General features: G+C 75.2%; 14 protein-coding genes. 6 read left to right on the top strand and 8 right to left on the bottom strand.

The features are described from left to right. Positions 1-449: 449 nt before the first annotated feature. Complete coding sequence (locus AB0M29_RS08730; RefSeq protein ID WP_365380953.1) at positions 450-1,961, bottom strand: hypothetical protein; 1,512 nt, start codon at positions 1,959-1,961, stop codon at positions 450-452. Positions 1,962-2,127: 166 nt separating this feature from the next. Here AB0M29_RS08730 and AB0M29_RS08725 point away from each other — a divergent pair, with 166 nt between their 5' ends. Genes AB0M29_RS08725 through AB0M29_RS08715 form a run of 3 tightly spaced genes read left to right on the top strand, consistent with a single transcriptional unit; the run spans position 2,128 to position 4,384 of the window. Continuing rightward, the gene (locus AB0M29_RS08725) at positions 2,128-2,904 is read left to right on the top strand and encodes a 5-oxoprolinase subunit PxpA (protein ID WP_365380950.1); all 777 of its coding nucleotides are present in this window, start codon (positions 2,128-2,130) and stop codon (positions 2,902-2,904) included. Positions 2,905-2,906: 2 nt separating this feature from the next. Next, the gene (locus AB0M29_RS08720; protein ID WP_365381042.1) at positions 2,907-3,527 is read left to right on the top strand and encodes an allophanate hydrolase subunit 1; all 621 of its coding nucleotides are present in this window, start codon (positions 2,907-2,909) and stop codon (positions 3,525-3,527) included. After that, the gene (locus tag AB0M29_RS08715) at positions 3,524-4,384 is read left to right on the top strand and encodes a biotin-dependent carboxyltransferase family protein (RefSeq protein WP_365380948.1); all 861 of its coding nucleotides are present in this window, start codon (positions 3,524-3,526) and stop codon (positions 4,382-4,384) included. Before AB0M29_RS08720 ends, AB0M29_RS08715 begins: the two co-directional genes overlap by 4 nt. A 108-nt stretch (positions 4,385-4,492) precedes the next feature. Here the strand turns inward: AB0M29_RS08715 and AB0M29_RS08710 are convergent, their stop codons facing one another. The 4 genes from AB0M29_RS08710 to AB0M29_RS08695 all read right to left on the bottom strand — a co-directional run bounded on the left by AB0M29_RS08710 (position 4,493) and on the right by AB0M29_RS08695 (position 9,270). Next, entirely contained in the window at positions 4,493-5,386 is an 894-nt protein-coding gene (locus AB0M29_RS08710) for an SGNH/GDSL hydrolase family protein (RefSeq protein WP_365380945.1), read from the bottom strand. Then, positions 5,383-6,627 (bottom strand): glycosyltransferase, encoded by a 1,245-nt coding sequence (locus AB0M29_RS08705; RefSeq protein ID WP_365380943.1) that lies wholly within the window; start codon positions 6,625-6,627, stop codon positions 5,383-5,385. The genes AB0M29_RS08710 and AB0M29_RS08705 overlap by 4 nt, the downstream gene beginning before the upstream one ends. Further along, a complete protein-coding gene (locus tag AB0M29_RS08700; protein ID WP_365380941.1) occupies positions 6,624-7,745 on the bottom strand; it encodes a glycosyltransferase family 1 protein in 1,122 nt (373 codons plus the stop codon). The genes AB0M29_RS08705 and AB0M29_RS08700 overlap by 4 nt, the downstream gene beginning before the upstream one ends. A gap of 88 nt (positions 7,746-7,833) precedes the next feature. Further along, positions 7,834-9,270, bottom strand: coding sequence for a HEAT repeat domain-containing protein (locus tag AB0M29_RS08695; protein ID WP_365380938.1), 1,437 nt, complete (start codon positions 9,268-9,270; stop codon positions 7,834-7,836). A gap of 352 nt (positions 9,271-9,622) precedes the next feature. Between AB0M29_RS08695 and AB0M29_RS08690 the strand changes: the two genes are divergently transcribed. Next, positions 9,623-11,074, top strand: coding sequence for a SpoIIE family protein phosphatase (locus AB0M29_RS08690; protein WP_365380936.1), 1,452 nt, complete (start codon positions 9,623-9,625; stop codon positions 11,072-11,074). 129 nt (positions 11,075-11,203) lie between these two features. On the opposite strand, the gene AB0M29_RS08685 is transcribed toward AB0M29_RS08690, so the two are convergent. After that, positions 11,204-12,694 carry a hypothetical protein gene (locus tag AB0M29_RS08685; RefSeq protein ID WP_365380933.1) on the bottom strand — a complete coding sequence of 497 codons (1,491 nt, stop codon included), beginning with the start codon at positions 12,692-12,694 and terminating at the stop codon, positions 11,204-11,206. Positions 12,695-12,922: 228 nt separating this feature from the next. Between AB0M29_RS08685 and AB0M29_RS08680 the strand changes: the two genes are divergently transcribed. Further along, positions 12,923-14,008, top strand: a complete 1,086-nt coding sequence (locus AB0M29_RS08680) for an aminoglycoside phosphotransferase family protein (RefSeq protein WP_365380931.1) — start codon at positions 12,923-12,925, stop codon at positions 14,006-14,008. A gap of 205 nt (positions 14,009-14,213) precedes the next feature. Next, positions 14,214-16,211, top strand: a complete 1,998-nt coding sequence (locus tag AB0M29_RS08675) for a peptidoglycan recognition family protein (protein ID WP_365380928.1) — start codon at positions 14,214-14,216, stop codon at positions 16,209-16,211. A 266-nt stretch (positions 16,212-16,477) separates the two neighbouring features. Here the strand turns inward: AB0M29_RS08675 and AB0M29_RS08670 are convergent, their stop codons facing one another. Then, positions 16,478-16,978 carry a hypothetical protein gene (locus tag AB0M29_RS08670; RefSeq protein ID WP_365380925.1) on the bottom strand — a complete coding sequence of 167 codons (501 nt, stop codon included), beginning with the start codon at positions 16,976-16,978 and terminating at the stop codon, positions 16,478-16,480. Positions 16,979-17,077: 99 nt separating this feature from the next. Further along, positions 17,078-20,032, bottom strand: a complete 2,955-nt coding sequence (locus tag AB0M29_RS08665; protein WP_365380922.1) for an AAA family ATPase — start codon at positions 20,030-20,032, stop codon at positions 17,078-17,080. Between the last annotated feature and the right edge of the window lie 254 nt (positions 20,033-20,286).

The raw sequence follows: 20,286 nt of genomic DNA, 5'->3' as shown, positions 1-20,286 counted from the left end.
CGGCACCGCCGGACACCCACGTCTCGGCTGCGCGCCGCGGCGGCGGGAAACAATGCCCTGCCCGGGCCGAGGACCGCACGACGGTACGGCGACTCCGGGGCGGTTGTACGCGGCCGACGCCGGACGCGTGAGCCGCGCGCGGCCCGGCACCGCCGGACACCCACGTCTCGGCTGCGCGCCGCGGCGGCGGGAAACAATGCCCTGCCCGGGCCGAGGACCGCACGACGGTACGGCGACTCCGCGGCGGTTGTACGCGGCCGGCGCCGGGCGCGTGAGCCGGGCACGGCCCGGCACCGCCGGACACGCATGTCTCGGCTGCGCGCCGCGGCGGCGGGAAACAATGCCCTGCCCGGGCCGAGGACCGCACGACGGTACGGCAGCTCCGGGGCGGGTCGCGGTGGTGGTGCGGCCGGGCGGTGGTGGGCTGATCGCCGCGGTCGGGGGCCGCTTCATGAGGGGTCCTGGCGGGCGGCGGTCATGGTGGTGGTGTCCAGGTGGGCGGTGCCGAGGATGAGGTCGGCGCCGCCGAATTCGGGGTCGTCGAGGGGGGTGCCGTCGTCGACGGCGAAGAGCAGGCGCTGCTCGCCCTGGCGGTAGGCGGTGCCGACCGGGGGGCTGGCGGCGTGGATGGCCAGCAGGGCGAGGAGGTAGGGCAGTTCGGGGTCGCGGCGCCGGGCGTCGGCGAGCAGTCCCGACAGCCGTCGGGGCGCGTCGTGCGGCAGGTCGAGCAGGTCGAGGGCGGATTCGAGCTGCTCGTCGCTGAACCGGCTGTCGTCCGGCGTCGCCACGAGATCGGGCTCGGGCATCTCCGCCCCGAGGTGCTCTCGCTCCAGCGGCGGGGTGAGCAGCAGTTCGACGAGGTCGGTGACGCGGACCGCCGCGGGGGTGCGCAGCCCCGCGCCACGGGCGAAGAACGCGTCGGTGACCCTGGACGCCTGCTCCACCGGGACCGGCAGCACGGGCGCCATGAGCTGCCCGTAGAGGTCGAGTCCGGCGCGGGCGGGCGGCGCGGCGAACGCCTGCCGGTCCTGCTCGGCGCGGAAGAGCGGTCCGGCCTCCAGCAGCCGGGACTGGAGCTGGGTGTGCCGCCGGATGCAGTCCTTGACGATGTCGACCAGCTCGGCGGCCCGCCGCTTGTGCTCGGGCTCCTCCGCCTCGTCGCGCGCCTTGCGGATGTTGGTGAGGATCGCGTTCTCATGCCGGTACCGGTCGGCGACATGGTCGAGCGCCTCGGCGATCATGTCGGGGACGGCCCGCAGCCAGTCGACGGCCCGCACATTGCGCCGGGTCGCCTCCAGGGTGCGGCGGAGCGTCTCCGCGTACTGCACCGTGCGGTAGCGGGCCTGCTCCGCGGCGAGTTGGGCGTCGGCCAGCCGCCCGCGGCTGATCAGCACCTCCAGCTTGACCTCGGCGGCGATCTGCGCGCTGGTCACGTCGGTGTCGAGGGCGCCGACCAGGACGTTGACGGCCTCGTCGGTGGTGCGCAGATAGACGCTGCCGCCCGGCCCCGGCACCTCCTCGATCAGCTTGAAGTCGTAGTCGCGCCGCACATAGCCGCCGTCGGGGCCGAACGTGCCGTACACCGCGCGGAATCCGCGGTCCGCGCTGCCGACGTTGATCAGGTTCTCCAGCACCCAGCGGGCGACCCGCTCGTGCTCGGCGGGGTCGCGCCGGGGGGCCTGGGCGGCGACCCGGGGCAGCAGTCTGGCCACTATCTGGTCGTGGTCGGCTCCGGTGTCGAAGTCCATGTTGAGGGTGACCAGATCGATCGCGGCGAGCGCGACCTCCGCCATCGCGTACACCGAGTACTCGCCCGCCAGGTTCGCCTTGCGGGCGTCCAGGTCGTGCAGCGGCGCCGTGCAGGCCAGCGCCTTGAGCCGACGGGCCAGGCCCTCGTCGGCGGCCGGGCCCGGGGCGGGCCGGGCGGCGCCCGGCAGCGAGTACGGGATGGTGGTGGTCACGCCCCACACATTAGGCGGTGGCACCGACAAGGACCGAAACGGCACGGATCGTCACGGTGCGGGCACGACTCCGGTCGCCGGTCCGCTCTGCCATGATCGTGGACGGGTCACCGGTCACCACCGGTCTCACACGGGCGGGTACGCGGACGAGGACGGGCGGTTCACCATGGCGGGCGCGGTCATCCCGGGCGCGGTCATCGATCTCAACGCGGACCTCGGCGAGGGATTCGGCCGCTGGCGGCTGACGGACGACGAGGCGCTGCTGTCGGTGGTGACGAGCGCCAACGTGGCGTGCGGCTTCCACGCGGGCGACCCGGCGACGATGCGGCGGGTGTGCGAGCGGGCGGCGGAGCGCGGGGTGCGGATCGGCGCCCAGGTGTCGTACCGCGACCTCGCCGGTTTCGGGCGCCGCGCGATGGACGTGCCGCCGGACGAACTCGCCGCGGAGGTGGCGTACCAGATCGGCGCGCTGGAGGTCTTCGCCCGCGCCGCGGGGACGGCGGTGGTCTATGTGAAGCCGCACGGGGCGCTCTACAACCGGGCGGTGCGTGACGCGGAGCAGGCAGCGGCGGTGGTGGCGGGCGTGGTGCTCGCGGGCGGGCTGCCCGTGCTGGGGCTGCCGGGCGGCGAGTTGCTGGCGGCGGCGGCGCGGGCGGGGTTGCGTACGGTCGAGGAGGCGTTCGCCGACCGGGCCTACACCGCGGGCGGCACCCTGGTGCCGCGCGGTGAGCCGGGGGCGGTGCTCGACGGGCCGGACGAGGTGGTCGCGCGGTCGGTGGGCATCGCCAGGGACGGGGTGGTGACGGCGGCCACCGGCGAGCGGGTCGCGGTCCCGGCCCGCTCGTTGTGCGTCCACGGCGACACCCCCGGCGCGGCGGCGCTCGCGGCCCGCGTCAGGCGGGAGCTGGAGGCGGCGGGCCTGCGCGTCGAGGCGTTCGCGTGAGGCTGCCGCTGCGGGTGCTGCCCGCCGGGGAGTCGGCGGTGCTGCTGGAGACGGAGACCGGCGCCCAGGCCGAGGCGCTGCACGCGGAGTTGGTGCGGCGCCGGGCCGCGGGCGAGCTGCCCGGCGTCACCGAGATCGTGCCCGCCGCGCGGACCGTGCTGGTGAGCGGGCTGGCGGAGCCGGGCCGCTTCGCCGAGCGGGTTCCCGGGTGGGACGTGCCGCCGGTGGCCGCGGAGGAGGGTACGGAGGTGCGGATCGCCGTGCGCTTCGACGGGCCCGATCTCGCGGAGGTGGCCGGGCTGTGGGGTGTGGCCCCCGGCGAGGTGGCCGGGGTGGTGGCGGCGACGCCTTTCCGGGTGGCGTTCTGCGGCTTCGCGCCGGGCTTCGGCTATCTGACGGGGCTGCCGGAGCGGCTGCACGTGCCGCGCCGGGCGGAGCCGCGTACCGCCGTGCCCGCGGGCGCCGTGGCACTGGCCGGGCCGTACGCCGGGGTGTATCCGCGGTCGTCGCCCGGGGGTTGGCAGGTGATCGGCACGACCGGCGCGGCGTTGTGGGACCCGCGGCGCGAGCCCGCCGCGCTGCTCTCCCCCGGCACCCGGGTGCGCTTCACGGAGGAGCGATGAGCCTGTACGTCGTACGCCCGGGGGCGCTCACCACGGTGCAGGACCTGGGCCGCCCCGGCTACGCGCACCTCGGTGTCCCGCACTCCGGGGCGCTCGACGGGCCCGCGCACCGGCTGGCGAACCGGCTGGTCGGCAACCCCGCGACGGCGGCGACGCTGGAGACCACGCTCGACGGCTGCGCGCTGCGCCCGTCACGCCCGCTGGTGGTCGCGGTGACGGGTGCGCCGTGCCCGGTACGGGTCGACGGCCGGCCCGTCGCGTGGGGCGCGCCGGTGCGGGTGCCGGAGGGGGCGGTGCTGGACGTGGGCACGGCGACCTGCGGACTGCGCGGCTATGTCGGCGTCTCCGGCGGTGTCGACGTGGAGCCGGTGCTCGGCAGCCGCGCGACCGATCTGCTGTCGGGGCTCGGTCCGGCGCCGCTCGCGGCGGGTGACACGCTGCCGGTGGGCCCTGCCACCGGGGGTACGGCGGCCACCGATGTGCCGGCCGGTCCGGGACCGGTGTCCGTACTGGTGCTGCCGCTGGCGCCGGGGCCGCGTGCCGACTGGTTCACCGACGGCGCGCTGGCCACGCTCGCCACCGGCGCGTACACCGTCTCGCCGCACTCCAACCGGATCGGGCTGCGCACGCTCGGCCCGCGGCTGGCCCGGGCGCGGCGGGGTGAACTGCCCAGCGAGGGCATGGTCCTGGGCGCCGTCCAGGTCCCCCCGGACGGCCGCCCCGTCGTCTTCCTCGCCGACCACCCGACCACCGGCGGCTACCCGGTGATCGGCGTCGTCCCGCGAGCGGCCCTCCCCGCCGCCGCCCAGGCTCCACCGGGCACACCAATCCGCTTCCGGCCCGTACGCCCCCGCTGAGCGCCGGAGGCCTCTGCCGGGAGCCCCAGCGCGGCCGACGCGGCGCCCCTCCCGCCCAGGCCCCAGGGCCCATACGCCCCCGCTGAGCGCCGGGGCCAGAGGTGCCGCTCAGGACTGGGGGCTGCCCGCGGGGCGGGGTGCCGGGCGGGTTTGGTGGAGTTTGAGGGCGGCAAGGGCGGCGACGGTGGCTCGGCGGGAGTCCTCCTCCAGGACGGCGGTGGTGCCCAGGCGTTGGTGGCGCAGTTCGGTGGAGGCCAGGCGGAGCAGGTCGGGCAGGAGGTCGGTGCAGCGGTCGGCGATCCACCGGGTGCCGCGGGTGGCCAGCCACCAGGCGGCGGCTCCGCGGCCGGGCGGCGGGCCGTCGGGATCGAGGCGGGGCGCGGGTCCCGCGGCCAGCCCCGCCGCGTCGAGGAGGGTGTGGAAGTCATGGGCGAGCAGGCGGTGCCCGGTCTCGCTGGGGTGCAGCCGGTCGGCGCTGAGCGTGCCGGGCCCGGCCGCCCACGGGCTGCGCGCGGCGTGCAGATGGAGGGCGCCGTGGTGGTCGGACAGGGCGTGGACGGTGTCGTTGACCGCCCGCATCCTGCGGCCGAGCGGCCGGGCGAGCGGCCACGGCAGACCGAGCACCGTACCGGGGTCGGGCAGGCAGGCGGTCAGCACCTCGGCGCCCTGGGCGCGCAGGGCGCCGAGCGCGGTGTGCAGATCCCCGGCGAGCGCGGCGACGTCGAAGCCGCCGCGCAGGGTGTCGTTGCCGCCGACGACCACGGAGGCCAGGTGCGGGCGGTGGCGCAGGGCGGCTTCGAGCTGCCGTCCCGCGACGTCGGCGGTACGGGCCCCGCTGCGGGCCGCGTTGAGGACCTGGGTGTCGCCGGGCGCGGCGGCCAGCCCCTCGGCCAGCAGCACCGCCCAGCCGCGCCACCCGCCGCCCGGCAGCGGATCGCCCACCCCCTCGCTGAGGGAGTCGCCGAGCACGGCGAACCGCGGGCGGGGCGAGGCGCCGCTCACGACGGCGCCCCCACTCCGGCGTCGGTCGAACCGGCGGCGCCCCGCGGGCCGTCGACCCCGTCACCGGACGGGAGCACGGTGGCCGACGCCCGGTGCGCGGTGAGGAAGGCGGCGACCGCCGCGGGCCAGGTGTACCGCTCGGACCGGGTACGGGCCAGCGCGCGGCGCGCCGCCGCCGGGGTGGCGAGCAGCCGCTGGACGGCGCCCGCGTACTCCTGCGGGGTGTCGGCGGCCGCTCCCGCCGGGCCGATCAGCGCGGGCAGCGCGGAGCGGGCGCTGGCGACGACGGGCGTGCCGCAGGCGAGCGCTTCGAGCGCCGCCAGGCCGAAGGTCTCGACCGGGCCGGGGGCCAGCGCCACATCGGCGGTGGCCAGCAGTGCGGCGAGGTCGGCCCGCCGCGGCACATGGCCGAGGAAGGTCACCGGCAGCCTGGCCGACCTGGCCTGGGTGGTGAGCCGGGCCCGCAGCGGCCCCTCGCCCGCGACCACCAGGGCCGCGTCGACGCCGCTGCCGCGCAGGTACGCCAGGGTCTCCAGCGCGGTGCCCGGCCGCTTCTCCGGCGACAGCCGAGAGCAGAGCACCAGCAGGACGGCGGCGCCGTGCCCGTACCGCTCGCGCAGCCGCGGGTCCGCGGCGGAGGGGTGCCAGCCGTCGAGGTCGACGCCGAGCGGGGCGCGGACGACGTTGCGGGCGCCGATCCGCTCGAACTCGGCGGCGGCCCAGGCGGTGGTGCACACCACGCGGGTGTAGGCCCGCGCGGTACGGCGGTTGAGGGCGTCGGCAGCGCCGCGCGCGGGCCCGGACGGCAGGCCCCAGGTGCCGAGCACGCCGTCGGCGCTCTCGTGGGAGACCATCACCGCCGGTACCCGGTGGCGGCGGGCCCACTCCCCCGTCCAGCGCAGTGTGGTGCGGTCGGAGACCTCCAGGCGGTCGGGGGCGAGGTCGGCGAGCACCGCCTCGACGGGGGCGCGGCGGGCCAGCACCCGGTAGCCGCCGGTGCCGGGGATCTCCGGGCCCGGCAGGGTGATCACCCGTCCCTGGCCGGTGAGTTCGTCGGACGCGGTGGCGCCGGGCACGATCAGCACCGGCTCGTGGCCGGCCGCCGCGTATCCCTCGCCGAGGTGGCGCAGCGCGGTGCGCAGGCCGCCGGAGACCGGGGTGACGAAGTTGGCGAGCCGGACGATCCGCAGGCCGCGTTCCGCGTCGTCCCGCGGCGGGCCGTCGTAGAGGAAGGCGTTCATGCCGCTGCCGCCTCCCGCTCCCCGATGACCTGCTCGTAGTGGCGCAGGAGCTGGTCGCCGACCGCCTCCCAGGTGCGTTCCGCCACCGCGACCCGGGCCGCGGCGCCGTACCGGGCGCGCAACCTCGGGTCGGCGTGCAGGAGTTGGACGGCGGCGCGGACGGCGAGGGCGTCGACCGGGGGCACCAGCAGGCCGGTGCGGCCGTGGCCGACGAGGTCGAGCGGGCCGCCCGCGGCGGGCGCGATCACCGGGACGCCGCTGGCCATGGCCTCCTGCACGGTCTGGCAGAAGGTCTCGAACGGGCCGGTGTGGCAGAACAGATCGAGGCTGGCGTAGATCCGGGCGAGGTCGGCGCCGGTCCTGCGGCCGAGGAAGACCGCGCCGGGCAGGGCGCCGCGCAGACCGGGCGCGCTGGGCCCGTCACCGACCACGACCACCCGGACACCGGGCAGTTCGCACACCCCGGCCAGGAGTTCGACGTGCTTCTCGGGGGCGAGCCGGCCGACGTAGCCGACGATCAGCTCGCCGCGGGGGGCGAGTTCGCGGCGCAGCGCCTCGTCCCGCCGGGCGGGGTGGAAGCGTACGGAGTCGACACCGCGCGGCCACAGGTGGACGCGAGGCACGCCCTGGTCCCTGAGCGCGGTGACGGAGGCGGTGGAGGGGGCGAGGGTGCGGGCGGCGGCGCTGTGCACCGCGCGGATACGGCGCCAGGCGGCGGCCTCACCGGCGTTGAGGTAGGTGCGGGCGTATCCGGCCAGGTCGGTCTGGTAGACGGCGACGGCCGGGATCCGCAGCCGGGTGGCGGCGGCCAGGCCGCGCGCCCCCAGCACGAAGGGGCTCGCCAGGTGGACGAGGTCGGCGCGGTGGGCGGTGATGGCGGCGGCGGTACGGCGGCCCGGCAGCGCGACCCGCACCTGCGGGTAGCCGGGCAGCGGCAGGGAGGGGACGCGGACGACGGGGCAGGGGTCCAGGTCGGCTTCCTGGTCGTGCGGCCCGGCGGGCGCTACGACCAGGGGCTCGTGGCCGTTCCTGGCGAGGTGTTCGGCCGTGCGCAGCGCGCAGTGGGCCACTCCGTTGACATCGGGCGGGAAGGACTCGGTGACGATGGCGACTCGCATACCGAGGTTGTCGCCGTACTGAGAGTTGTCAGGGCCACGTGGATCTTTCCAGATGCGGAACGCCCCATGAGCTTCTGGACACGCCGGTTCACCTGGCAGAACCGCCGGAACTCAAGCGGCCGCGGACGGCGGTCTGCACTTCGGCCTCCTCGGCCGGGTCGGCGGCCAGTCTGCGGAGCTGGGCGAGCACCCTGACATCGCCCGACGTGGCCCGGTGCGCGGCCAGTTCCCTGGTGCTCTCCTCGCAGTCCCACAGGCACTCGACGGCGAAGCCCGCGGCGAATCCGGGGTCGGCGACGGCGAGCGCGCGGGCGGCGGTGCCGCGCAGCTGCGAGGAGGACGTCTCACGGTAGAGGTGCCGCAGCACGGGCGCGGCGCGGCACTCGACGAGGCGTCCCACGCCCTCGACGAGCGCGGCGAGCCCGTCGGCGTCGGCGCCGCCGGTCTGCACGGTGCGGCGAAGCGCGCCCAGGACGAGGTCGGCCACCTCGGTGGAGGCGGGGTCGCCGTGCCGGGCCAGGATGCGGGCGGCGGCCGAGCCGAGCGCGTCGGTGCGGGCGGCCCAGTCGAGGGCGCGGGCCAGCACCTCGTCGTCGTTCAACCGCTCGAAGGACTCCAGCGCGGCGCGTACGACGAGTTCGTCGGTGCCCGCGGCGGCGGTCTCGATCAGCTCCAGGCGCCGCGGGTCGCGGCGGTCGACGAGATGGCGCAGCGCCGCGGCGCGGGCGGCGGACGGGCCGTCGAGCGCGGCGGCCAGCAGCTCGGGCCGGTCCTCGGGGCCGGCGACCGCGGTCAGACAGCGTGCGGCTGCCTGGTCGCGTTCCACGGCGGGGTACTGCGTGAGGCCCTGCTGCGCCCATTCCAGTACGGCGCCGACGCTCCACCCGGGGGTCGGGCCTGCGGGCCGCATCTGCCGCTGCCAGCGGTCGAACGACACCTGTTCGGTGGCCTTGCCGACCCGCCGGGCGGTGCCGGGCTGGGAGCTGTCCTCGGCCCAGATCTGCCAGGGGCGGGGTTCGTACGCCTCGCGGACCGCGCGCGCCAGTTCCGCGTCGCCCTCGGGGGTGCGCGGGAAGCGGGCGACGATGGCGGGGCCGAGGGAGCGCAGGCCCGCTTCGTCGTCGCGGACGGCCAGCTCGTCGAGGGCCCATTCCCAGCAGCCGCCGGTGGTGGCGTAGCGGCGCAGCAGGTGCAGCGCGTCGCGGCGGCCGTACCCGGCGAGGTGGCCGAGAACCGACAGGGCGAGGCCGCACCGGTGCTCGTCCGGGGTGAGCAGGTCGTCGGTGTGGAAGAGGTGCTGTTCGATCCCGTCGAGCGGGCCTTCGAGGTCCGAATACAGGCGCGCGTAGTAGAGGGAGCGCGATTCCACCCGCCAGTCGAGGCGGGGGTCGCGCAGAACGCACTGCTCCAGAGCGGCGAGGGCTTCCGCCCGCTGCGCCGCCAGGGCGTGCAGGGGCCCGTCCCCGCGTCCTCGCTGGAGGAGGCCGAGAAGGGATCCACTGGGCGCTATGTCTGGGTCGAACATGAGGTCAGCATCCGGTGCGGGGGGTTCCATGGCAACGGGATTTCCGCTACCGGTGCCCGGCATCCTTACCGGCCACCGGGCGTTTCATGCCCGGTGGCGGCGGGGATTCCGTGGGGACGGGCGGCGGCAGCCTACCGATTCCTGGGCGGGATGTCGCTTCCGGGCGGTTGCAGGACGGTTACCGGCCACCCTGCTTCGGTGAGCTGGGCATTTGGCATATGCCGCAAGCACCACCGGATCGGGTATCGCGGAAACCCTTACGGCCCATCGCTCACTGTGCAACAGTCGTAACCGGTCCTTCCGTCCGCCACGGCCGTCCAACGCCTGCCAGCAGACACGTTCGGAGTGCGTCATGCCGTTCCCCACGCACGCGGATCACGATTCCGCGCAGCCACCGGATCCCGGTGCGGTGGACGCCCTGATCTCCCAGGCGCGTCAGCTCAGGACCCGGGTCGACTCCGTGCTGCGGGACAGCGCGGCCGCCGCCGAGGACCCGCAGCTGCGCTGGCAGCGCGCGCTGTGCGATCTCGCCGTGCACCAGCTCGACGACGTGGACGTCCACCTCGGCCAGCTCAGGGACGGCCTCGAGGACGACGACCAGGGCGATCTGCTGCTCGCGGACCTCGGCTCCGCGCACGCCGCGCCGGGCGCCGCCGCCGTCGGCGCGCTCGGCCGGGCCGGCAGCGCCGAGTGGGACCTGCTCACCGATGACGCGCAGTGGTCGGACGAGCTGTACCGGATCTTCGGCCGCAGCCCGGTCGACGGACCGCTGACCCTGGACGAGCTGCCCTCCTGGCTCTTCGCCGAGGACCAGCAGCTGCTCACCGAGATGGTCACCGGCTGCCTGGTCGACGGACGGCCGATCGACGGCGAGTTCCGTATCGTCCGCGCCGACGGCTCGGTGCGCACCGTGCACATGGTCGGCGAGCCGGTGCTCGGCTCCGACGGCGACACCGTGTCCATGTGGGCGGTGCTGCGTGACGTCAGCGATCTGCGGCGCAGCCAGCGGACCCTGCGCGAGACACGTGACTCGCTGCAGCGGCAGCGGCAGATCGCGCAGACCGAGCGGCGGCTCGCGGTCGAGCTGCAGGAGGCGGTGCTCCCGCCGTGGCGCGGCACCCTCCGCTTCCCGCAGGACGGAGGGCCCACCACGATGGACCTGGCCGCCCACTACCTGCCGTCCGCCACCAGCGCGCTGATCGGCGGCGACTGGTACGACGCGCTGCAGCTCCCCGACGGCTCCTCCTTACTGACCGTGGGCGACCTCACAGGACACGGGGTCGCGGCCACCTCCGGTATGGCGATGCTGCTGGGCGCGCTGCGCGGCATGGCGGTCGCCGGTCTCCAGCCCGGCCCGCTGATGGGCTGGCTCAACGAACTGCTCGACACCTCGGCGCAGCCCGCGCTCGGCAGCGCCCTGTGCTGCCGCTACGAACCGGCCACCCGCATGCTGCACTGGGCCCAGGCCGGACACCCCGCCCCGCTGCTGTTCCGCGACGGAGCGGGGCGCGCCCTGGAATCGCCCGAGGGCGTGCTGCTCGGCGCCACCTCCGGCGCGCAGTACGGCCAGGCCGGGGAGCAACTGGCCCCGGGCGACCTGCTCGTGCTGCACACCGACGGCCTGGTGCCACGCCGCTCCACGCTCTCGGACGGTGCCGACAGCGGCGCCGGCCGACTGCTGGCCATGGCACCGCTGTTCGCCCGCGCCAGGTCCGCACAGGACTGCGTACGGATCGTGGCGGAGGAGTTCGGCACCCCCGAGCGCGAGGACGACGCCTGCGTCCTGGTCGCCAGGATCGCCTGAGCCGGGCGCAGACCCGACGGCTCACCCGCACGGCACCTTCAAGGCACCGGTACGGACACCTGGACGCATGGCTGGAACGGCTGTGGTGTGCGATCTGTCCGGCCCGTTCGGCGGCAGGCCGGGCCGCCCTCACACCGAACGGAAACGCACCGGGTTCTTCCTTCCCTTCGGCGGCAGCGCCGTCTCGATCTCGTTCCGCAGGTCCTGGATGTTGCGGTAGTCGGAGTACCGGCCGGTGAGCCGGTACATCTCGCGCAGCCGGTCCCAGGTGCGGTGCGAGGAGGTCTCGCCGATGGTGAGCAGCGCCATCCGCGCGTAGCGGTCGGCCTGCTCCGGGTCGTCGGCGATGAAGCAGGCCGAGGCCAGCGACAGGTAGTCGAAGATCATCGACCGCTCGTGACCGCCGGACCGCAGCTCCAGCGCCTGCTTGGCGTGCACCTGCGCCTGGGACGCCGCCGACGGGTCGTGCTCGGCGAGCGTGCGGTAGGCCAGCGCCTGCATGCCGTGCAGATCCGCCTCGTCGAAGTTCTGCATCCAGCTCGGCGGTGGTACGTCGCCCCGGTCGGAGACGAACATCTCCTCGGCCTCGCCCAGGGTCCTGCGCATGGCCTGGCCGCGGCCCAGGGACGCCTGCGCCCACGCCTCGATGGTGTGCAGCATGGCGCGGGTGCGCGGCAGCGTGGCCTCGCCCGAACCGGACTTGGCGAGCTTCATCAGGTCCAGCGCGTCGTCGGGCCGGCCCAGGTGCACCATCTGGCGGGCGGCCCTGGACAGCGCCTCGCCCGCCCTCGGCCGGTCGCCGCCCTCCCTGGCGGCGTGTGCGGCGATCACGAAGTACTTCTGGGCGGTGGGTTCCAGGCCGACGTCGTGCGACATCCAGCCCGCGAGCACCGCGAGGTTGGCCGCCACACCCCACAGCCTGCGCTGCAGGTGCGGCGGGTGCCGGTAGGAGAGCATGCCGCCCACCTCGTTGAGCTGGCCGACCACCGCCTTGCGCTGCAGACCGCCGCCGCGTGAGGAGTCCCAGGCCCGGAACACCTCGACCGAGCGTTCCAGTGACTCGATCTCCTGGGAGCCGACCGGGACCGCCTCGTAGCGGTCGAAGGCGGCCGGGTCGGCGGCGGCACTGACGGTGAGGGGATTGTCGAGGACTGGCGCGTCGGCCGCGAGGACCGGGTCGGAGTGCAGCCAGTCGTGCATGGCACTGCTGAGTACGGAGCCGGTGGCGAGCGCGGCGCCCGCGCCCACCAGACCGCGTCGGTTGAGCATGAGGTCCATTCCCGTGAATTCGGTGAGGACCGCGGCGGTTCGCTCCGGCGGCCACGGGAGGCCGTCTCCGGTCTGTCTCTTTCCCGTCTGCCGGCGCCGGTCGAACCCGAGATCCTCGATGGTCACGACACGGCCGAGACGCTCGGTGAACAGCGCGGCCAACACCTTCGGCACGGGTTCGCGCGGCGACTCACCGGTTTCGATCCAACGGCGCACCCGCGAGGTGTCGGTCGCCAGCTGCGGGTGGCCCATGGCCGCCGCCTGCCGGTTGACCAGTCGTGCGAGTTCTCCTTTGGACCAGCCGGTGAGGCCGAACAGATCCGCGAGTCGGGTGTTGGCTTCATTGCCCACGTCAAGCCCCCAGGTTCCTCGGCTGGTTCGACACTAATCCCGCTGACATTGGCCCCGCGACTATTCGCCAGGGTTCGCCAGGGTCCGCCAGATGGTCTGCCACCCGCGCGCGGGTGTCAGGTAGGAACGCGCCACCCCGGCCCGGCACCGCATTCCCCAGGGTGCGGAACCCGGCCCGGGGGCGGCGCCCCTGAACTCGTTGGCACACGAAGGGAATTGCTTCTCCCCATGTATTCGGCATCGTCCTCCGTGTCCGCCCCGCCCCGGCCGTACCACCCCGCCGTGGCGGAACCCGCCCTCCGCCCGCGCCCGTCCACCGCCCTGCGGCGTGGCGTGCCGACGGGCAGCTCCCATCCGCTCAGCGGGAGAATCGACTTGACCGGCCCGCAGGGCACCCAGCTTCGCAGCGCGGTGGCCGCCGTGCAGCGGATCTGCCCCGAGTTCACCCCTGTGCAACTGCTCCGCCGCGGCGGCCGTACCGCGCTGCTCATCGGCACCTCCGGCCGCGCCCCGGCCGTCGCCAAGTGCCTGCTGGACCAGTCGCCGGCCTGGGCTGAAAGGTTCCGGCAGGAGATAGCGGCATACCGCACCTTCGTGCGGCACCGTCCGCCGGTGCGGGTGCCCCGGCTGATCGCGGCCGACCCGGAGAGCTGCGTCCTGGTGATGGAACGGATGCCGGGACGGGTCGTGTCGCCGCAGCGGCACCCGGTCACGCCCCCCACCCGCGGAGACGTACGGGCGGCCCTGTCGGCGTACTCGCGGATCAACATGTGGCGTCCGCCGGCCGGCGCGTTCGACGCGCCGATCGACTATCCGGTCCGGGTCAACCGCTACCACGAGCTCGGTCTGCTCACCGACCGGGACATGGGCGACCTGCAGCAGCTGCTGCACGGACTGGCCCATGTGCAGGGGCAGTTCTGCCACGGCGACGCCCTGCTGTCCAACGTCCTGCTCTCCCCCGCCGGCCCCTCGCTGGTCGACTGGGAGCACTCCGGCTGGTACCTGCCCGGGTACGACCTGGCGGTGCTGTGGTCGGTGCTGGGCGACGACCCGGCGGCCCGGCGGCAGATCAGCCAGCAGGCGCAGGCGCAGGGCCCGGCGGCGCGCGACTCCTTCCTGGTCAACCTGATGCTGGTGCTGACCCGGGAGATCCGTACCTACGAGACCGCCGTGCAGCGCACCATGCGCGCGGTGGGGCCCGTCGCTCCCGGCGCGGCCGAGGCGGGCGAGGAACAGCGGCTGCTGCTGCGCCGGTTGCACGACGACTGCGGTCTGGCGCGAAGGGCGGTCCGCGCGGCGGTCGGCACCCGGTGAGACCGTACGAGTTTCGCGGGTCGTCCCGTGCGCCCCACTGGTCCACACCTCTGACGCGGGGCTGGCCAGCAGACCGCGGCGGGGAAACTTGGCGGACACCGCCCTGACGTGGGAAGACGACCTACGCTACGGGTAGTTGACGGATCATCGGACAGCCGATACCTCTGTGGTGCCGATCGTTCGGCATCCCCAGGAGGAGGCTGCTTTGCGAAGATCCGCTCCCTCGCCCGAGACCCGCCGCCGACGGCGCGCGCTGCGCACCGTGACGGCCGCCGCCGCGGCCGCGACGCTGCTGCCGGTGTTCGCCACCGCGCACGCGGCGGAGCCCGCGCAGGGCGCGGGCGGCACGCTGCAGCAGGCGTTCAGCGACGCCGCACAGCACTACCAGGTACCGAAGAGCGTGCTGCTCGGCGTGGCCTATCTGGAGTCCCGCTGGGACGCCCACCAGGGCATGCCGAGCGTGACCGGCGGCTACGGCCCGATGCACCTCACCGACGCGCGTACCGCCCTCACGGACTTCCCGCCGCGGAGCACCGGCGACGGCGGGAACGACGCCCGAGGCGACGACTCCCGGCCACTGGTCACCACGGCCACCGCCGAGGCGCCCGATCTGGCGGCGCTGCCCGCCACGATGACGACGCTGGACCGCGCGGCCGCCCTGACGGGGCTGTCCGCGGACGCGCTGCGCACCGATCCCGCGGTGAACGTGGCCGGTGGCGCCGCGCTGCTCGCCGCCACCCAGAAGTCGCTGGGCGAACCGCTGAGCGCCGACCCGGCCAACTGGTACGCGGCCGTGGCCCGGTACTCGGGCGCCGACGACACCGCCACCGCGGCCGCCTTCGCCGACGACGTCTTCGACGTGCTGAAGGAGGGCCAGGCGCGGACCACCGACGGCGGCCAGCAGGTGACGCTGGCCGCGTCGCCCGCGCTGAAGCCGGCCGCGGGGCAGGCGGCGCGGATCGGCCTGAAGCAGGTGAACGCCGCGGGGACCGAGTGCCCGCGCGGGCTGGGCTGCGAATGGGTCCCGGCGCCGTACCAGGACATCGGCGGCGGTGACTACGGCAACCACGACCTCGCGAACCGGCCGGTCGACGAGAAGATCGACACCATCGTCATCCATGACACCGAGGGCTACTGGGACACGGCGATGCAGCTGGTCCAGGACCCGACGTATCTGGCCTGGCACTACACGGTGCGCTCGTCCGACGGGCACATCGCCCAGCACCTGAACACCAAGGACGTGGGCTGGCACGCGGGCAACTGGTACACCAACGCCAAGTCGATCGGCATCGAGCACGAGGGCTTCCTGACCGATCCGGGCACCTGGTACACGGAGTCGATGTACCGGACGTCGGCGCGGCTGGTGAAGTACCTGGCGGCGAAGTACCGGATCCCGCTGGACCGGCAGCACATCCTCGGCCACGACAACGTGCAGGGGCCGACCGCCTCGTACATCGCGGGGATGCACACCGACCCGGGCCCGTACTGGGACTGGGGCCACTACATGGCGCTGGTCGGCGCCCCGGTGCACGCGACCGCCGGTCCGTGGGGCGGCGCGGTGACGATCGACCCGGACTACGAGACCAACCAGCCGCTCTACACCGGCTGCGTGAAGGCGGGTGACACCTGCCCGGCGCACGGCTCGGACGCGGTCCGGCTGTACTCGGCGCCCAGCGAGGACGCGCCGCTGGTGAAGGACGTCGGCCTGCACGGCACGGCGGCCACCACCACGGGCGTCAACGACGTGGGCGCGCGGGCCTCGACCGGCCAGCAGTTCGCGGTGGCCGACCGGCAGGGCGACTGGACGGCGATCTGGTACCTCGGCCAGGAGGCGTGGTTCCACAACCCGCAGGATCAGCCGACCGCGGTCAACGCGCTGACGCTGGTCATCACCCCGAAGGAGGGCCTGGCGAGCATCCCGGTCTACGGCCGCGCCTACCCGGAGGCGGCCGCCTACCCGGCGGGCGTCCCCGTCCAGGGCATCTTCGCACTGCCGTACCAGATCCTCGCGGGCCAGCGGTACGTGGTCGGCGGCGCCGAGCACGGCGAGTACTACTACTCGGTGAACTTCGACACCACCGGCCAGCAGGTGGTGCGGGGCGAGCAGGTCTACTACGAGATCCAGCTCGGCCACCGGGTGGCGTACGTGAAGGCGGAGGACGTCTCGCTGCTGCCGTCGGCACTGGGCCTGTCCGGCAGATAGCGTCGTCCGCCCGAAGGGCGGGGTCCGCGGTGCCTGGTGCGTGCGCTCGCAAGGCGGAGGGAGGAGAGCGCAGCGGGCTGCGCCGACGACTGACAACGCAGCGAGCGTGCGTGCCAGGCGCCGCGGACCAGACGGGATCTGCCGGACAGGCCCAGGGGGCACCGCGCTGACCGGCGGCGGCCGGGCAGGGGAACGGGGGGAAGGGGCGTCACCGCGGTCGCGGTGGCGCCCCTTCACTGTCCGTGCGCGAGGTCCTTCGGGGGGCCTCAGCCCGCCTGGAACATCTCGGCGGGGAGCGGCTTCAGGAGCTGGTACAGGTCGTCGGTGATCGGCCGGTCCCAGGTGGCGATGGTGACCTGGACGCCGTCGCTGCGGTCGAACTGGGCGCAGGCGACCCGCGACTCGGAGATCTTGACCCGGCGGACGATCAGCAGGCTGTCGCCGTGCATCACGGGGGTGTCCTCCACACCGGTGACCTCGGCGGGCTCGTCGTTGCCGAGCGCGGCGAGGAGCTGCGCCACCTCGAAGGGCACCTGCCCCTCGTCCAGCTCCCGGGCGGGCGAGCCGACCGGCAGGTTGCCGATCAGCATCGCGGGGCCGCGGCCGCCGAACAGGTCGTACCGCAGGTAGATGCCCTGGCAGCTCCCGTCGGGGCCGGGCAGCAGCCCGGCGCCGAGGTCGCCCGGCCAGTCACCCGGGTCCATCGCGAGGACATCGAAGTCCGGCCCGGTGGGCGTGGCTGCGCTACGGCGGCGGAGGAACGACATGCGGCCATCGTACGGGTACCGCCAGGACACGGGGAGCCGGGCGGCACGCCATTCACCGCCGAGGTGGGCCGACCCCGGTCCTCACCGTCCTCGTCCGGCCTAGCGGGGTTGCGGCGCCCGGGCTCCGGTCGCGGTCGCCGCGGGGCGGGGTGCGGGCGGGGCCGGCGGGCGGGGCGGTTCGTGGAGGGCTTCCGGCAGGCCGGAGGGGTCGGTGCCGAGCTTGCGGTAGACGGCGGAGAGCAGCCGGGCCACATCGCGCTCGCCGGTGCCCAGGGCGGCGGCGATCCGGGGGTGGTCGTCGCCGTGGGCGGCGCGGCGGGCGGCCTCGCTCTCCCGGCCGGTGAGGGTGTCGGAGTGGGCCGCGTGCAGCCGCCGCGGGCGCAGCCCGGCGAGGCCGAGCTCCCGCGACGCCTGCTCGGCGAGTCCGTCGGCGCCGCACTGGAGTGCGCCTTCGAGGCCGCGGTAGAGCTGCTCCGCCGCCTGTGCGGGCTGTCCCGCCCGGCGCAGCGCGGCGCCGTGGGCGACGAGCGCGCAGGCGAGCTGGTGCGCCGAGGGCGACGCCTCCAGCTGGGCGACGGACTCCTCCAGCAGTTTCAGGCCCTCGGCGCCGCCGGTGACCTCGGCGGCGACCCGCAGTGCCTGGCCGACGGCGGACGGGGCGCCGAACTGGCGGGCGCGTGCCACCGCGTCCCGCGCGGTCGCCCGCGCCCTGTCCGGCGCGTCCGGGGCCTCGGCGAGTGCCAGGTGCAGCTGCCAGGGACTCCACGCGGGGTTGCGCATGCCCCGCGGGTCGAGGCGGCGGCCGACCGCGGCGAGCTCGGCGGCGGCCTCCCGGTGCAGGCCGCGGGCGAGCAGCAGCTCACCGTGGACGGCCTGGGCGTCGGGGAAGGTGACCGCGGCCGGGAAGGGCTCCTGGAAGGCGTATTCCGCGGCGAGCGCGGCGGCCTCCTCGGTCCTGCCGCGGGCCAGCAGGATCTCGACGAGGACGGCGACCGCGTACCACTGCACGGGGGTGCCGCGTCCGACGCGCTCGGCAAGCCGCAGTCCGTCCCGGGCGAAGTCCTCCGCCTCGGCCAGCCGGCCGCGCCGGTAGCGGACGTAGCCGAGCAGCACGTACCCGAAGGACAGATGGGCGCCGCGCCAGCCGTGCCGCTCGAAGTCGGCGATGCCGGTGGCGAACAGTTCCTCGGCGCGGCCGGGCCGGTCGGCGTACATGTACGTCATGGCGACCAGGACGGGAACCTCGAAGCCCCAATCCTCGTGGGCCCAGGGCAGCCCGCCGTCCAGGGCCCGGCCCGCGTGGTGCAGCACGGTGGCGGTGTGCTCGCCGCGCAGGGTGGCGTCCCAGGCGCGCAGGCCGATGATGTAGCGCTCGGTGAGGTCGCGGCCGGTGAGCCGGTCGGCGAGCCGGGACAGCCGCCGCGAGCGGCTGGGCGAGTCGGGTTCGTCGGCCCGGAACGCGTCCCACATGAACTGCTCGGCCTGCATCCGCAGCCGGGTGCGGGCGCTGGTGGCGGTGCGGGCGGCGTGCCCGACGACCTCGGCGGCCTCGCCGAGCCGGTCGCTGTGCGCCAGCGACTGCGAGAGCCGGAAGACGATGCCGTCGCGCAGCGCCGGGTCGGCGATCGGCTCCTCCAGCGCGGCGCGCAGATGGTTGACGGTGACCGACGGCTCCAGCAGCTGGGAGGAGCAGCCGAGTTCGTAGAGCACGGCGGCCCGGTCGTCGTACGGCGGGGGTTCGCGCAGCGCGCGGCCCAGGTAGCTGCGGGCGGCCTCGGGGGCGCCCGCGCGCAGCGTCTCGCGGGCGGCGGCCCGGAGTTGGGAGACCACCCACGGGTCGCCCTCGGGGTGGGTCTCCAGCAGGTGGCGGGCGGCGGCCGAGGCGCCCAGCCCGGCGTCGACGACCGACCAGGCGGCCTGGCCGTGCAGCGCGACGCGGACGGCGTCCGGGATGGCCCGGTAGACGGCGGTGGCGATCAGCGGGTGGACGAACTCCAGGGTGCCGCCGCCGGTGAGGATACGGGCGTCGCGCAGTCGTTCGGCGCAGTCCGCGGCCTCCTCCCTGCCGAGGCCCGCGACGGTCGCGGCCAGCGCCGGCGAGATCTCGGTGCCCAGGACCGCGGCGGCCCAGGCGAGCCGCACGGTGGACGGGCCGAGCCGTTCCAGCCGGGTGACCAGACCGCTGCCCTTGATCGCGGCGGCGAGGTCGCGCAGCAGATGGGCGCTGGCCTCGTCGGGCCGCACCCCGCGGTCGCGGACCTTGGCGGTCAACTCGACCGCCTCGAACGGGTTGCCCGCGGTGACCGCCCAGCACTCCCGGCAGAAGGCGTCGTCGGCGTGTTCGCCGACCGACGAGCGGACCAGCGTGCCGATCGCGCCGGCGGTGAGCGGTTCCAGGTCGATCGGCCGGTGTCCCGCGCGCCCCGGCAGCCCGCGGAACGACTCGGCGCCCGGCGGCAGTTCGTCGGGGCGGTAGGCGACGATCAGGAGTAACCCCAGCTCGTCGGCGCGGGGCGCGAACGCGGCCAGCCAGTTGAGCGACTGCGGGTCGGCCCAGTGCGCGTCGTCGAGCATCAGCACGACGGGGGCACGCTGGACGGCGAGATGGGTGAGCACCCAGTCGAGTCCGTCGCGCAGACCCTGCGGGTCGGGTGCGGCGCCCTCGGCGGTGCACAGTCCGAGCGCCGGTCCGATGATGCCGTACCAACTGCCCAGTGTGGCGCGCAGTTCGGTCTCCGCGGCGCCCGCGAGCTGCGGCTGCAGCAGTTGCCGCGCGACATGGAAGGCGACCTGCTGCTCCTGGTCGCCGCCGCGCGCGGACAGTACGGTGCAGCCGAGTTCACCGGCGCGGCGCCTGGCTTCGGCGAGCAGTGTGGTCTTGCCGAGACCGGCGGAACCGGCGAACGCGAGCAGGCCGCCGCGCGGCCTGTGGTCCCGCGGCCCGGCCGCGTCGGCGCGCAGACCGGTCAGCTCGGCCAACGCGTCGTCGACGGCGACGAGTTCGGCCTCGCGTTCGAGCAGCGCGCGCCGATGGCGCGATGGGCGCTGCGGCATGGTGCACACCCCCTGGCCCTTCCGGCAGCGCACGCCCGGCGCACATCGTGTCGGGAGGACGTCTGTCCGGTGGCCTCACAGCGTACGCCGCCGACTGCGTACTGTGAGGACAAACGGCCGTGCCGGTTTCGCCACTGGCAGGGGACGTGACCGGCACGGCGGGACCGGCCGCCGCGGGGGGTGCCCCCGGCGCGCCGGTCATGGCGGAGACTGTCACGCCCCACCGCCGCCCCACCAGGCGCCCACGTCCCCGC

It is taken from the genome of Streptomyces sp. NPDC051976 (genome assembly GCF_040680795.1).
In the GTDB taxonomy this organism is placed as follows: Bacteria; Actinomycetota; Actinomycetes; order Streptomycetales; family Streptomycetaceae; genus Actinacidiphila.
This window is presented reverse-complemented; position numbering and strand designations above follow the sequence as displayed.

What these genes read in the sequence shown, in the direction of transcription:
- AB0M29_RS08725 (WP_365380950.1), top strand. Translation starts at nt 2,128, where the DNA reads ATGGCGGGCGCGGTCATCCCGGGCGCGGTCATCGATCTCAACGCGGAC.
- AB0M29_RS08715 (WP_365380948.1), top strand. Translation starts at nt 3,524, where the DNA reads ATGAGCCTGTACGTCGTACGCCCGGGGGCGCTCACCACGGTGCAGGAC.
- AB0M29_RS08705 (WP_365380943.1), bottom strand. Translation starts at nt 6,627, where the DNA reads ATGAACGCCTTCCTCTACGACGGCCCGCCGCGGGACGACGCGGAACGC.
- AB0M29_RS08700 (WP_365380941.1), bottom strand. Translation starts at nt 7,745, where the DNA reads ATGCGAGTCGCCATCGTCACCGAGTCCTTCCCGCCCGATGTCAACGGA.
- AB0M29_RS08695 (WP_365380938.1), bottom strand. Translation starts at nt 9,270, where the DNA reads ATGTTCGACCCAGACATAGCGCCCAGTGGATCCCTTCTCGGCCTCCTC.
- AB0M29_RS08690 (WP_365380936.1), top strand. Translation starts at nt 9,623, where the DNA reads ATGCCGTTCCCCACGCACGCGGATCACGATTCCGCGCAGCCACCGGAT.
- AB0M29_RS08680 (WP_365380931.1), top strand. Translation starts at nt 12,923, where the DNA reads ATGTATTCGGCATCGTCCTCCGTGTCCGCCCCGCCCCGGCCGTACCAC.
- AB0M29_RS08670 (WP_365380925.1), bottom strand. Translation starts at nt 16,978, where the DNA reads ATGTCGTTCCTCCGCCGCCGTAGCGCAGCCACGCCCACCGGGCCGGAC.
- AB0M29_RS08665 (WP_365380922.1), bottom strand. Translation starts at nt 20,032, where the DNA reads ATGCCGCAGCGCCCATCGCGCCATCGGCGCGCGCTGCTCGAACGCGAG.